This window comes from Actinomycetospora sp. 2LY8.5, from assembly GCF_057180585.1.
Window position 1 is genome coordinate 83,180 of the sequence record NZ_JBXUHE010000028.1, and the last position, 13,099, is coordinate 96,278.

The 13,099-nt window shown below is 71.8% G+C and carries 12 protein-coding genes and 1 pseudogene; 4 read left to right on the forward strand and 9 right to left on the reverse strand.

Features of this window, described 5'->3' with window-relative positions; genetic code table 11:
- Positions 1-46 precede the first annotated feature (46 nt).
- Positions 47-1,216: a hypothetical protein gene (locus tag AC2A1K_RS24820; RefSeq protein WP_483899011.1), complete on the reverse strand. Its 1,170-nt coding sequence runs from the start codon at positions 1,214-1,216 to the stop codon at positions 47-49.
- Between the two features lie 344 nt (positions 1,217-1,560).
- Between AC2A1K_RS24820 and AC2A1K_RS24825 the strand changes: the two genes are divergently transcribed.
- Positions 1,561-2,730, forward strand: coding sequence for a hypothetical protein (locus AC2A1K_RS24825; protein WP_483899012.1), 1,170 nt, complete (start codon positions 1,561-1,563; stop codon positions 2,728-2,730).
- A gap of 84 nt (positions 2,731-2,814) precedes the next feature.
- Here AC2A1K_RS24825 and AC2A1K_RS24830 read toward each other — a convergent pair whose 3' ends face one another.
- Genes AC2A1K_RS24830 through AC2A1K_RS24845 form a run of 4 tightly spaced genes read right to left on the reverse strand, consistent with a single transcriptional unit; the run spans position 2,815 to position 6,348 of the window.
- Positions 2,815-3,051 carry a three-helix bundle dimerization domain-containing protein gene (locus AC2A1K_RS24830; RefSeq protein WP_483899013.1) on the reverse strand — a complete coding sequence of 79 codons (237 nt, stop codon included), beginning with the start codon at positions 3,049-3,051 and terminating at the stop codon, positions 2,815-2,817.
- The gene (locus AC2A1K_RS24835) at positions 3,048-4,658 is read right to left on the reverse strand and encodes a CotH kinase family protein (protein WP_483899014.1); all 1,611 of its coding nucleotides are present in this window, start codon (positions 4,656-4,658) and stop codon (positions 3,048-3,050) included. The genes AC2A1K_RS24830 and AC2A1K_RS24835 overlap by 4 nt, the downstream gene beginning before the upstream one ends.
- On the reverse strand, positions 4,655-5,335 hold the full coding sequence (locus tag AC2A1K_RS24840) for a DUF4956 domain-containing protein (protein WP_483899015.1): 681 nt from the start codon (positions 5,333-5,335) through the stop codon (positions 4,655-4,657). Before AC2A1K_RS24840 ends, AC2A1K_RS24835 begins: the two co-directional genes overlap by 4 nt.
- 53 nt (positions 5,336-5,388) lie before the next feature.
- Positions 5,389-6,348, reverse strand: coding sequence for a VTC domain-containing protein (locus AC2A1K_RS24845; protein WP_483899016.1), 960 nt, complete (start codon positions 6,346-6,348; stop codon positions 5,389-5,391).
- Between the two features lie 721 nt (positions 6,349-7,069).
- Between AC2A1K_RS24845 and AC2A1K_RS24850 the strand changes: the two genes are divergently transcribed.
- Positions 7,070-7,555, forward strand: coding sequence for a general stress protein (locus tag AC2A1K_RS24850; protein WP_483899017.1), 486 nt, complete (start codon positions 7,070-7,072; stop codon positions 7,553-7,555).
- 235 nt (positions 7,556-7,790) lie between these two features.
- A pseudogene (locus tag AC2A1K_RS24855) lies at positions 7,791-7,997 on the forward strand (DoxX family membrane protein); the annotation flags it as partial.
- On the opposite strand, the gene AC2A1K_RS24860 reads toward AC2A1K_RS24855, so the two are convergent.
- A complete protein-coding gene (locus AC2A1K_RS24860) occupies positions 7,984-9,531 on the reverse strand; it encodes a flavin-containing monooxygenase (protein ID WP_483899018.1) in 1,548 nt (515 codons plus the stop codon). The pseudogene AC2A1K_RS24855 and the gene AC2A1K_RS24860 sit on opposite strands and share 14 nt — an antisense overlap.
- 555 nt (positions 9,532-10,086) lie before the next feature.
- Between AC2A1K_RS24860 and AC2A1K_RS24865 the strand changes: the two genes are divergently transcribed.
- Positions 10,087-10,515, forward strand: coding sequence for a hypothetical protein (locus AC2A1K_RS24865; RefSeq protein ID WP_483899019.1), 429 nt, complete (start codon positions 10,087-10,089; stop codon positions 10,513-10,515).
- A 110-nt stretch (positions 10,516-10,625) separates the two neighbouring features.
- Here AC2A1K_RS24865 and AC2A1K_RS24870 read toward each other — a convergent pair whose 3' ends face one another.
- The 3 genes from AC2A1K_RS24870 to AC2A1K_RS24880 all read right to left on the reverse strand — a co-directional run bounded on the left by AC2A1K_RS24870 (position 10,626) and on the right by AC2A1K_RS24880 (position 12,753).
- Positions 10,626-11,483: an ABC transporter permease gene (locus tag AC2A1K_RS24870; protein ID WP_483899020.1), complete on the reverse strand. Its 858-nt coding sequence runs from the start codon at positions 11,481-11,483 to the stop codon at positions 10,626-10,628.
- Positions 11,480-12,427: an ATP-binding cassette domain-containing protein gene (locus AC2A1K_RS24875; protein ID WP_483899021.1), complete on the reverse strand. Its 948-nt coding sequence runs from the start codon at positions 12,425-12,427 to the stop codon at positions 11,480-11,482. The genes AC2A1K_RS24870 and AC2A1K_RS24875 overlap by 4 nt, the downstream gene beginning before the upstream one ends.
- 77 nt (positions 12,428-12,504) lie before the next feature.
- Positions 12,505-12,753 (reverse strand): hypothetical protein, encoded by a 249-nt coding sequence (locus tag AC2A1K_RS24880; protein ID WP_483899022.1) that lies wholly within the window; start codon positions 12,751-12,753, stop codon positions 12,505-12,507.
- Positions 12,754-13,099 lie beyond the last annotated feature (346 nt).

Below are 13,099 nucleotides of genomic sequence, written 5' to 3' on the forward strand. Positions count from 1 at the left end.
CGGCTGCGGGTCGATCATGGTCTCGGCGAGGAGGCGCGCTGGAGGCCTATGACGAGGACGTGTTCTCGGTGTCGTCGGCGTCCTGGCCGATCTCGTCGCGGCGCTGGCGTTCGCGGTAGCCGTAGGCCGCGCGGCGCACGGCGTCCTCGCTGTCGAGCCCGGAGCCCAGCGCGCCGGCGACGGTGGCCAGTCCGGTGGCCAGCCAGGCGAGCACGAGGTGGTCGTCGAAGGTGGGTGGACGGCCGAGGGAGGAGCCGAGCACCGAGGGTTCGAGGAAGAACAGGGACCCGAGCAGGGTGAGCACGTAGACCGCGGCGGACATGACCAGCACGCCGATGCTCAGGGTGATCACGGTGGAGGCGTTGTAGAGCAGCGTCTCCTCGCGCTCGCCCTCGTCGCGGGCGCGTTCCCACAGGTGGTGAGCGCCGATGATCCAGGCGACCATCAGCGCCACCGACATCACCGTGGTCAGGACGAGCTTGCCGGCCCCGAGCCGGGTGGAGAGCAGCCAGATCGTCGAGGTGATGGTCAGGTAGGCGCTGGTGCCCAGGACGGCAGCCAGGGCGCTGCGCATACCGACCACGAGGCGCCAGGGCTGGTTGGTGCGCACCATCCCGGCGAGCAGGCGGGCCCGCCCGCGCCATCGGGTGGTCACATACCGCCGCGTGTGCTCGCCGTCGCCGGCCCGCACGGCGTGGACCGGCTGCAGGCGCTTCGCCGTCGCGCGGCCGATCCGGCTCGGATGGTGCCGGCCGTGGTCGAGGCCGGCCTCGGCGGTGCCGGTGAGGTCGGCGACCAGGCGCACGATCGCGTGGCGCACCTCGTGGTGCTGGCGGAAGGGGCCGAACCCGGGCAGGGAGAGTCCGGCGACGCGGCGGTCGTGGTCGAGGTCGACCAGGATCGGCTGGTCGCCGTGCTGCATCGGCAGGTCGGTGAGGTAGATCCCGATGTCCCAGTCGGTGTGGGCGGTCTGGTCGGCGACCGCGCCGAGGACCTCCTCGGGGTCCTGCACCGAGGCGGTGACCGGGTGGGTCATCGTGCGGACATCCCAGCTGGTCTCGCGGTCGACCCGCGCGGCGAGCTCGTCGGGCAGGTCCTCGACCAGCTTCGCCGCGACCTCCGCGGGCGTGTCGGGGTCGGCGAGCAGGCCCACCACCAGGGTGCGACGACCCGCCGCCACCGGGCTCGGGCCCTGATCCTGTTCGAGGTCGGTCATCGGTCCTCCTCACCACGCACGCCACCGGCACGTGACCAGGCCTCAGGGTGAACGGCGCAGCCCGGACGGCAAACCCCCCACGACGGGTCGTGACCTCCTCGCACCAGCGGCCGACGCCCGACGCACCGTGCTCGGCCCGTCCCCCGGGCGGCGGGCGATCGCCTCGATCGGCATGCCCTCGGCCCGATGCTGGCGACGGATCTCCGCTCGGTCCTCCACCTTCAGCACCCCGTCCCCTCGCCAGGGGGTCAGGATTCAGGCGTCGTCGGCAAGAGCTGTCCACTCACAGGGAGAAGTGTGGCGAGCCACAGCCCCGCCACACCGCTCGTGACGACGCTCGCTCCATGACCGATATCGCTGCCGGCGCGCGGCCGGCCCGTGAGCGTCCGCTCTCCGATGCCGAGGCACCACACGCCGAGGGACTGATGATCGACGTGGCCGTCTGTTCCGCCCGGGGTGATCGCCGGGTCAACGCCGATGCCGTCGTCGAGAAGCACGGCGACGCGGGTCGAGCCGTGGTGGTACTCGCCGACGGCCTGCTCGACACCGGCGACGGGTGCCGGGCCGCAGCGTTGGCGGCCGAGTCCGCAGCGCACGCGGGAACGACCGGTCACCCGGTGCAGGCGGTGCTCCACGCGGGCAGCTCACTCGTCGCTGCGGGGGCGCGCGGCGACGCCGCCCTGGCCGTCGTCGTGGGACCGTCGACCGGGCACGCCGCCGAGGCCTGGGAGGTCGGCTGGGCGGGGAACTGCCGGGTGTACGCGTTCGACGACGTCTCGTGGCGCCCGATCTCAGAGGTGTCCGCGCCGGCGGGAGCCCTGGGGCGCCTCGGGCGCTGGGTCGCGGGACGACGGTCGGCGGACGCGCTCATGGAGACCGTCCGGACGAGCAGCATCGCCGACGTCGGTCACGCCACGGTGGCCGCGCCCGGCTGGCTCCTGCTGGCCACGGACGGGATGTACCGCGGGCTCGGAGAGACCGGCATGCGGCGGGCGGTCGCCCGCGGGCACACGCCGCAGGAGAAAGCCGCCGCGTTGCGGCGTGCCCTCGACGACGCCGTCCTGCACGACAACGCCACGGCGGTGGTGGTTCGCTGTGGGCCACGAGGTCTCGACGGGCCGGAGCGCTCCTCCCGACCGGACATGGACCGGAGCACCGAGGCCCCCGGTGTGCTGGTCGAGGTCATCGGCCCCGGGACGACGGCGAGAGCGCTCGCCGGGGCCCTGCCAGGTCGCTGGGTCGTCCGCGACGTCCTCGTTCCCACGGCGTCGGACCAGCCCGGGTACGTCGTGATGTGGCATCCCGCGCCGGGGGAGGTCGCGACGGCCCTCGATCGTCGTCCCCAGGCCGAGATCGTCGCCCTGCTCGCCCGCACCGCCAGCGCGGAGGAGGTGGTGGCCGCCTTCGACGCGGGCGCGGTGGCGTGCATCCGTGAGCCCGCGACCGTCCTCGTCAGCAGCTATCTGCATCGGCTCGAGTCACACCGGGCGGCCGTCACCACCGTCCGGGCCTGATCCGGGCCCCGAACCTCCGACTGGTTCACAGCTCGCGGGGGGTTCGCGGCCGCCGGCCGGGGAGCGCCGGGCGGGGGACGGGAGTCAGGTCTGACCGGCGCCGTACCCGTGGGCGATCGAGGACCGGTCGGAGACACGCATGGCCTGGCGCACCCGCCGTTCGACGAGCACGGGGATGAACTCGCGGACGGCGGCGCGGTCGAAGGCGGCCAGCGCGTCGTCGATGAGCTCGTCCACCCGCGCTGCCGGGACGCCCGCGGCAGCGCCGTCGGCGGTGAGCCGCTCCCGCAGCCGGCGGATCTGGGCGTCGAGGGCCGTCACGAGGCACCCGCTGTGATGACAGGGTCGTCGGCCAGCGCCTCCATGCGCCGGGTCAGGGTGTCGCGCAACGCCGCGGACTGCTCGGCGATGGCGGCGCGCTCCGCCGGTTCTGCGACGGCCGTGGCGGCCGCGGTGAGCTGGTCGAGGTCGGTGAGAGCGGTCCCGCTCCCGTACATCTGCTGGTAGAGGTCGCGGTAGGCCTGCTCGTACTCCTGGGCGAACGCCGGTGTGTTCAGGAATCGGTCCTTGAGCACGTTGCCCTGCATCATGCCGCCGGGCCCGCCCGGCCCGTCGCCCGCGGCGGCTTGACCGGCCGGCGCCTGGCCTTCGACCCCATCGGGGGGTGCCGTTCCGCCGCCCGGAAGGCCGCCTCCTGGCCCGCCCATGCGGACGGTGTCCCGCGGGCCGGCGGTGGGGTCGCCGCCGAAGGTCAGGTTGAGATCCCAGGTCACCACCTGGAACTTCTCGGTCTCCAGGTCGTACCAGAGGTAGAAGTTCTTGCCCGGGCCCGCCATGTCGTCGAAGTTCAGCAGCAGGTTGTGGGTCGCGACGTAGCGGGCGAACGAGGGGACGTCGACGTGCGCGCCCAGTTCCGCGGCGAACTCCTCGTCGGTGGCGTTCTGCGCCCACCGGATCAGGTTGATCACGGGGGTGAGGTCCTGGCTGCCGACCCGGTTGATCTGTTCGAAGTCGTCCTCGTACGCGGTCGGGTCGTCGCCCTGGTCGGTGAACGAGCTGCTGGCGACCGACTTGTAGAGCACGCCGGGGCCCTCGAACTCGTTCTCGGTGTAGGACTCGTCGGGATGCTCGACGATCAACCGCGCGGTACCGGGGCGGTCGTTGACCGTGAAGCTCGCGTAGCTGTGGTTCTGGCTGACCTGCCCGGTCTGCGCGACCAGGGAGAGAGCCAGGGACTCGTTGAGGGCGACCGTGGAGCTCGCGGTCGCGGGGCGCACCGCGATCTCGCTGCGGCCCTGGAAGAGGCGGCCCTCCGCGAACTCGTCGAAGCTGATCAGCCACGGCAGGTTCTCCGGTTCCTCGGCGGTCAGCCTCTGGCCTCCGATGGCCGGGATTCCGCCCGCCCCTGCCCCGGGACCCGTGCCACCTTCCTGGCCGCCCTCCTGGCCGCCCGGTGGCATTCCGGCTCCGTCCGGGGGTACGCCGCCCGGCGGCCCGCCCCGTCCGCCCGGGCCGCGGCGCTCGTTCGGGTCGGCGTTCGGGTCCTGGAGCGACATCAGCGTCGAGTTGCCCTTGAGCCGGACGCCGACGTCGTCCACGCGGACGCCGTCGATGACGGCTTCCGCGTCGATGTAGCTCTTCTCTCCCTCGTCATACCAGCTCCGCAGGGCGCGGTCGTAATCCTCCTGCCGGAAAGTGATCTGAACGCTGTGCGCGAGCGAGGTGTCGAACAGGTCGGAGCTTCCGGCGATGTTCTCGGTGATCACCGGAGCCTCGTAGAGATCGTCCCCGGTGATGTAGGGGACGACTCGGCTCGAGCCGAACACCCCCATCGTCACGACGAGAAACGCGGCGAACAGGGCCACCGGGCGCCAGTAGTGGCGGGCCCGGACCGGTATCCGGTGCCACCACCGGTGGCGGGCGCTCACAGGTCTGTCTGATCGTAGCCGGTCAGGACGGCGACCTTCTGTCCCGCGTTGCGTTCACGCAAGGCCGCGATGAGGTCTGCGGGTGATTGCCCCTTGCGCAGCCGTACGGTGTAGAAGAGTTCGGAGAGGGCGCCGCCGCGGATGGATTCGGTACTGACCAGCTCGAACTCGACGGTGTAGCGGATCAGCACGTCGGCGATCGAGTCGGTGTAGTCGTCGTCGGCGGGGACCTGCACCTTGACGACCTGTCGTTGCACGTTCAGGTGGAACAGGTTGTAGCGATGCATGATGATGATGACCAGACAGATCGTGATCGCCGCGGCCGTGGCCAGCATGTAGAAGCGGGTCCCGCAGGCCATTCCCACGCCCATGACGAGGAAGATGAACCCCACGTCCCGGGTCTCCTTGATGGCGTTGCGGAACCGGACGACCGACAGTGCGCCGACCAGTGCGAAGGCGCGGGCGATGTTCGATCCCACGACCAGCATGATGAGCGCGATGAGCATCCCGAGAATGACCAGGGTCTGCACGTAGGACTGGCTGTAGGAGATGTTGCGGTGCGTCATCCGGTAGACGTACGCGATCATGACGCTGAGGATCAGCGAAAGTCCGAGAGCGGCCGCGACATCGAACGCGCTGAACGTCCCGGACAGGTCTTCGAAATTGAACGGTCCCATGGGGGCTGGAGCGCTCCTGGTCGTGTGGGGAGTCGGGGAGAACGGACGAGGGGCTAGCGAGCGGGGAGACGGTGGTCCATCTGCCCCGCGCCGCGAGGGCTCGGTGACGCGGACGAGGTCGAGGCCGGGGCGCGTCCGGAGAGGGGAACCTCGACGTCCTCGGGGATGTGGAAGGCGGAGCGCGGCGCCTTGTCGAAGACCTCGACGCTCTGGCAGTACTTGGACACTCGCACCACGGAGAGGTTCTGGGCCGCGGTCATGTCGGTGACCCAGTAGGGAACCCGCTCGTTGGCCTTGACCTCCATGACCGCGAGGTGCGGTGGAATGGTGAAGCGGTTCTCTGATCCGGCGCCGAGATGGAAGTCCCGGTCCCGGCCGCGGACACGGTGGTCGAGCGTGACACGGAGGCCGAGGTCGACATCACGGCCGACGAACGGCTCGCGCTGGTACCCGGTCGTCGCGATCGGGCGTAGGTCGTTCTCGACGACGAGGGCGAGGACCTCCTCGAGGAACCCGCGCTGCCGCGGGTCGTGCTCGATCATCTCTCGGTCGTCGCAGAGCCGTCGGGCGAGCCGGTACGGCAGGCTGACCCGTCTCTTCTGCGTGACCCGGTTGACGCGCTGCTTGATCTCGACGAAGACCGGGGTCTCGTCGGTGACCGAAGCGCGGTCGCCGTAATGTCGGATACGCAGTTTCCGGCGGAACCGGAGGCCCTCGATCTTCTCCCAGTAGAACCGCAGCGCCGCTGTGTCGTAATAGACACTCATCACTTCGTAGCCACCGTGCTGCGAATTGCGGTCGGCATCCATGCGGGCCCGGAGGAGTTCCCGGACCTCCGGCACGACGGCTTCGGGGACCAGGTACTTCAGTTCGTACCGGTTGAACGCGTGCAACGGACTCGGGGCGCGGAGGCTGTTCTGGCCTCCCGACGCGGAGGCCGGTAGCCCGACAGGGGGTGTCGGCGTTTCCGTGCCCGACTCGTCCCGTGAGGCACGTCGACGCGAGAACAGCATCGTAAGGTGGACTCCTCGCCCTTCGGATCGCCCGGTTAACGAGCACCGAACGACAGCTGAACGGATGGTTAAGCTCGGCCTACGATGTCGGCCCGAAACCGGACAGGTCAAACCAGAACGCGCGTCTCACAGACAACGCACATGGTTCACAGGGCCCGCCCAGCCGGGGGCTCACGAGGACGTCGGCGAGCAACGTGACGGTGTGGGGCAGCAGCAGGACGAGGCCGAGTCCGGCGGGTCCGCCCAGGCGGTGGCCGTCGGCGCACCCGATCGCGACGAGGGCCGAATTCATGGGGACCGTTGCTGTACGTCCCGTATGAGCTTCCTGTGCAGGACCGGGGAGCCCTCGCGCCCAACACACGATCCGGAGCAGAGTGTCGACCCGACCGGCTCGCCCCCCGAGCGGTCGACCCGGCTCCGGGAGCCCTCACCCCCCACGGGCTCCCGGAGCCACCCGAGGCGACCTCGACGTCGGCGAGGCACATCACCGGCGTCCCGTTCGTCACCGAGCACGACGTCCTCGGCAGCCGACCGACTCCTGCCGGCGGCGTGACGCCGCCGTGCGCGGACGTGGACCTGGCCATGGGCCGTCGCCTATCCCTGTCACAGCGGCCGCCCAGGTCCCGACGTGAGGCTGGGTCCCGGCGGGATCGGAACCGGTCTCGTCCCGGCGCCGGCCCTTCCGGCGTCGCCGTCGCTCCGATCGCCAGGGGAGAACGTCATGACCGCGATGATCGACCAGGACGCCGCACCGGCCGCACCGGCCGCACCGACGCACGAGAGCCTCGAGGAGCTCGGGACCTACGAGAGCCTGCGGGCCGCCGGCGGCGTCGTCGACCGGCTCTCGGCGGCCGGTGTCCCCGCTGAGGACCTGCGCATCGTCGGAGGCGATCTGCGCATGGAGGTGCGGCCGGGAGGCCGGTCGACGATCATGCGGGCCGCGGGTCTCGGCGCATTGTCGGGCCTGTGGTTCGGACTGCTGCTGGGCCTCGTGTTCTCTCTGTTCACGCCGGTTCTCCTCCCCGTCGCGATCCTGGGGCCGACGCTGCTCTTCGCGTTCGGAGGCGCGGCCTTCGGGGTCGTGGGGTCCATCGCCACCGAGGGACTGCGGGACGTCGGAGCCGTCGAACGGGTTCTCGCTCGACGGTTCTCCGTTCTCGTCGCGGGCTCCCGTGCCGACCGCGCCCGCGAGGTCCTCGGCGGCTGACGGAGCGCGGAGGTTCCGAGGATCTGGTCGGACCCCTCCGGGGGAGGGGCAGGGCCGCGGGTCGGTAGGGCCCGACGTGGTCGACGAGATCGTCGCGGCGGTCATCGCTGTCGGCATACTGGAGAGCGTGAGCAACGCGACGAATCGGACCGACAGGGTGCTGCGCACCGTGGTACACGCTCGGGCGCCTCGTCCCGCCGCCGTGGTCCGGGTCGTGGCGGGCGTGCTGTTCGTGGTGTTCGCCCTGCCCAAGTTCACCGACCATGCCCGGTGGGTGGCCGACCTCGGGACCTATGGATTGCCGGCGTCGAGCTGGCTCGTCTACGGCATCGGGACGGTGGAGATGCTGGGTGGGCTTGCTCTGGTGGCGGGCCTCGCGGTCCGGCCGGTCGCGGCGGTGCTCGCGGTGGTCATGGCGGGCGCCGTGGTCACCGGTGGGCTGATCGGTGGGAACCCGACGTCGTTGACCCTCGCGCCTGCGCTGCTGCTCGCGGCGTTGTTCGTGCTGTGGTCGACGTGGCCTGCGAGCAGTCGGTCGGTGCCGGTGGGCTGACCGCCGCGGCCAGCCGGTGGGCGTCGGGGTCGAAGCGGCGCAGCCGTCGGCGCAGCTCGCTGGTCGTGCCGGGCCACATCGTGGTGTTGCGTCCGTGGCGGTCGAGATACCAGGAGCGGCAGCCGGTGGCCCACACCGTGTCGTGCAACCGTCGGTCGAGCTCGCGGTTGTAGGCCCGCTCGGCCTCGGGAGACACCTCGATGCTGTCCAGCCTGCGGACCCGGGCTGCGGCGAGCGCTGCCGCGACGTGTTCGACCTGGGCCTCCATCACCGCGATCAGCGAGGAGTACACCAGCGAGTTGGGGCCGCCGAGCAGGAACAGGTTCGGGAACCCGGGCACGGTGGTGCCGAGGTGCGCTCGGGCGCCACGGATCCCGAAGTGCTCGGCCATCGATCGGCCCTCGGCGTCGTGGAAGAGCGAGGCGACCGGCCACTGAGCGACCTGGTAGCCGGTGGCGAGGATGATCGTGTCGACCGGGTGCTCGTGACCCTCGCCGTCGACCACGGCGCGCGGGCGGACCGTCTGCACCGCCCCGTCGGCGACGGTGACATGCGGGCTGGTCAGCGCCGGGTACCAGTCGTTGGAGATCAGGATGCGTCGACATCCCAAGCGGTCGGTCGGCCGGAGCCGGTCCCGTAGCCGCGGATCACTCACGCTGCGCTCGAGGTGCCGGCGCGCGAGGCGCTGGAGGGGACGCAGCACCCAGGGGTGCCGCACGGCAATGGCGAACAGCTCGGCGGCGGCGTAGACGGCGAGGCGGAGCGCCCGCTGGGTGATCGGAAATCGGCGGAACAGGCAGCGCTCGATCCGGCTCGTCCTGCGATCGAATTCCGGGAGGACCCACTGCGCGGTGCGTTGGAGCACCACGAGCCGCTCGACCTGCGGCGCGATCTGCGGAACGAGCTCGATGGCGGAAGCGCCCGTGCCGAGCACCGCGACCCGCCGCCCCGTCAGGTCGATGTCGTGGTCCCAGCGCGCGCTGTGGAACACCTCCCCGGTGAACGCGTCGAGCCCCGGCAGGTCGGGTGTTGAGGGTTGGTGCAGCGGCCCGCACGCCGCGACGACCCAGCGTGCCTCGACCGTCCCGGTCGTGGTCTCCATGCGCCACAGGCGGGCGGCGGCGTCCCAGTCGCCGCGCAGCACCCGCGTGCCGAAGCGGATGTGCTCGGTGAGGCCCAACGCAACGGCCGTGCGGCGCAGGTAGGCAAGGATCTCGGGTTGCTTGGCGTAGGTCCGTGACCAGTCCGGGTTGGGTGCGAACGAGAACGAGTACAGCGCGGAGGGGACGTCGCAACCGGCGCCGGGAAAGGTGCTGTCCCGCCAGGTCCCACCGATCGTCTCGGCACTCTCGAGGGTCAGGACGTCATGACCGCACGCGCGCAGGCGCGCCGTCGCCGCGAGTCCTCCGAACCCGGCCCCCACCACGACGACCTCGACCCTGCTCGCAGCGATGACTTCCCCCGCGGTCCCGTGTGCCCGATCGGTCCGATCGGTCCGATCGGTCCGATCTCCACGGTACGTGGCGGACTGGAGCGGCCCGCGCTCTCGGCAGTCACGGCGGCACCCGGGCCGACCCGCAGCAGGGGCGGTCACGGCCCCACAGGAGGCACGGCGACCGGGCTGGTGGGCGGCTCCTCGCTCGTCGGTGACGTGCGGCTCGGAACCGAGGGCGGTCCCGGGCGCGGTGATCATCGGTGCTCCGGGTTCATGATCGACGGAAGATTTCGGACACTGGGTGTCAGCGACGCCACGTCGCTGACATCACCCGCGCCGAGGATCGGTGGTGACGCGAGCCGTGGCACCGACCTCCGACCCCGGCATGTGCCGACGCTGCGCCCGGCCACACTTCCGCTGCCGTGAACGCACCGCACGGGAGCACGTCTGCCGTTCCACAGCGCCACCACGGCCGAGGAACTCATACCGGCTTCACAGGTCGCACTGATGGGTCCGGCGGCCGGCGTCCCTGATCGTGGAACGGTGCAGCTCCACCCCCGGCTCGACGTCGACGCCGTTCCCGCGCCCCGGGTCGCCCCGGACGTCGCTCCGGAGGACGCCCCCGACGACGTCGGCGTCGTCGTGCTCGGACGACGAGCACTCGTCCCCTCCCTGGCCGTCGCCCTGCCGAGCGGTTGGACGGTGCGAGCTGTCGCCGACCTCGCCGGCCTGCGTGACGACGACGAGTTCGTCGTGCTCACGGATCCGTCCGGCGACGCGGTACGCGCAGCACTGCGTCGGAGGCCCCGAGCCGATGTGGTGGCGCTCATCGATCGCCGGAGCCCGACGTCGATGGTCGTCGACGCGGCGGAGGCCGGTGCGGCCGCCTGCATCAGGGAGCCGGTCGCGGCGCTCGTCGCGGGGTACCTCGTCCGACTCCACGACACGCGGCGACCGGGCCGCCGTGGGTGACGAGCACCCCGAGGTACTCCGCCACGGACGGGAGGCCGCGCGATGGGCGCGCCTCGACGGTCACGCCCGTCGTCATGGTCTGCCCGACCCCCGGTGCACGTGAGGTCCGGTCAGCGGGCGCGTCGGAAGAACAGCACGCAGAGCGGGACGAGGACGACCGTCAGCCCGACCGGCCACAGCACCGCAGGCCACAGCGCAGCATCGCCCACACCGGTGAGCGCGCGGACCGCATCGGCGGTCGCGGTGACCGGTTGGTACTCGGCGAAACCCCGGAGCCAGGCCGGCATCGTCGCGGTCGTGACGAAGGCGCTGCTGGCGAAAGTCAGGGGGAAGGTGAGCACGAAACCCGCCGACTGCGCGGCCTCCGCCTGGCGAACCGCGAGCGCGACGAGCACGTAGAACCACGTGACCGCGTAGGACAAGAGGAGCACGAGCCCGAGCCCCGCGAGCAGACCGCCCAGGCTCGCGGGCCGGTAACCGACGGCATAGCCGACCGCCAGCATGACGAGCAGGGTCACCACGGTGCGGGCGCCGTCGGCGATCGTGCGGCCGGCGATGATCGCCGTCCGGGCCATCGGCAGGGTGCGGAAGCGGTCGACCACGCCCCGGCCGAGGTCCTCCGCGAGCCCTACGCCGGTGGAGACGCCGCCGAAGAGGGCGGTCTGCACGAAGATGCCCGGCATCAGGTAGTCGACGTAGTCCGATCCCGGGACGCTGATCGCCCCGCCGAAGACGTAGCGGAACAGCAGGACGAACATGACGGGCTGGATCAGCGCGAAGACCAGGATCTGCGGGGTGCGCAGGGAGCCGGCGAGGCTGCGCCACGCCGTGGTCGCCGAGTCCCGGACGGCCCAGCCGAGCCACGGCCGGTGTGCCGGCACGGCCGGCGGCGTCGGTGCTGGGCGCGGGCGAGCGGGCTCGGCGTCGGTGCCTGTCGTGGCGGTGTCGGTCGTGGCGGTGTCGCTCATGCCGGCTCCTCGAGGTTCTCGCCGGCGGGGTCGGTCGGGGCCCGGTCGGTGATGGGGCGTCCGGTCAGCGCCAGGAAGACGTCGTCGAGCGAGGGCTCGTGCACCGTGATGCCGCGGATGGCGACGTCGGCCGCGTCGAGCCGCCGCACGATCGCGGGCAGGGCGGCGGCGGGATCGAGAACCGGGACGTCCACGGCGTCGAGGTCGAGGGTGGGCGGGGCCGTCCCGAGCCCGGCCACCGCCGCCACGGCGGTGGCGCCGAGGCCGGCGTCGACGAGGGTCGCCCGAATGGTGCTTCCGCCCAACGAGCCCTTCAGGTCGACCGGGGTCCCGGTCGCGATCACCCGCCCGTGGTCGACGACCGCCAGGCCGTCGGCCAACCGGTCGGCCTCTTCGAGATACTGCGTGGTGAGCAGTACGGTCGTCCCCTCGGTCACGAGCTCCTCCACGATGTCCCACAGCGCGGAGCGCGAACGGGGGTCGAGCCCGGTGGTCGGCTCGTCGAGGAAGACGACATGAGGGTCGCCGACCAGAGCCGCGGCGAGATCGAGCCGCCGACGCATGCCACCGGAGTAGGTGCGGGCTGGCCGGTCGGCCGCCGCCTCGAGGTCGAAGCGGTCGAGCAGGGCGTCGGCCCGGGCACGGGCCGATGAGGCCGTGAGGTGGCCCAGTCGCCCGAACATCCTGAGGTTCTCCTGTCCGGTGAGCATCTCGTCGACACCCGCGTACTGCCCGGCGAGTCCGATGCGGGCTCGCAGCGCCGCCGAGTCGGTGGGTCCGCGAGGGCCGATGTCGACTCCTGCCGCCCGCGCCGTGCCACCGCTCGGTGCCAGGAGCCCGGCGAGTATCCGGACGATCGTCGTCTTGCCGGCGCCGTTCGGGCCGAGCAGCCCGAAGACCGTACCGGCCGGCACCTGGAGGTCCACCCCGTCCACGGCGGTCACGGCCCGCTCGCCGCGGCCGAACCGGCGGACGAGGCCTGTGGCCTCGACGTCGAGTGGTACTTCAGCAGACACCTCGTTCAGGACGACCTCCCGGGCACGCGTCTCGTGTCCTCCATGATCGCGATACCGGCTTTGCGTGCGATAGGAGAGTCCTGTGAGGGTGCCACCGCGCCCGCCTGCTCGGCCCCCGTGTCGAAGCGGGCGCGATCCCCATCGCCTTCGGCGTTCATGCCGAGCAGCCCCGTGAGCATCGCCGCGGTCGGATCGAGCGGGCGCTCGGGCAGCGTGACCGAGTGCAGCCCGCGCACGGCGTGCTCGGCCGGCACCGCGGCGAGGCCGTCCCATGCCGAACGGGTATCGCCGGGCGAGGCACGAGGTCGATCACCAGGCCGTCGGGGTCGCGGAAGGTCAGGACCTCCTCCGCCGCACCGGCTGTGTCACGGTCGTGAGCCGGTCCAGCTGACCGAGGAGCCGGTCACGCCGCGGCGAGACCCTCTCCGGTCCTCCCCCGAGGGGTGGGACGTCAGTCGCGCGCCAGCTCGGTCAGCTCGTCGCGGTCGACGACCTTGACGCGGGGTCGGCCGTCGGGCTCGCCACGGCCGCGCTCGTGGGCGTCGATGGCCTGCCAGCCGGCCTGGTCGACGAGGTCGGGGCAGCGCTCGCGCAGCCAGG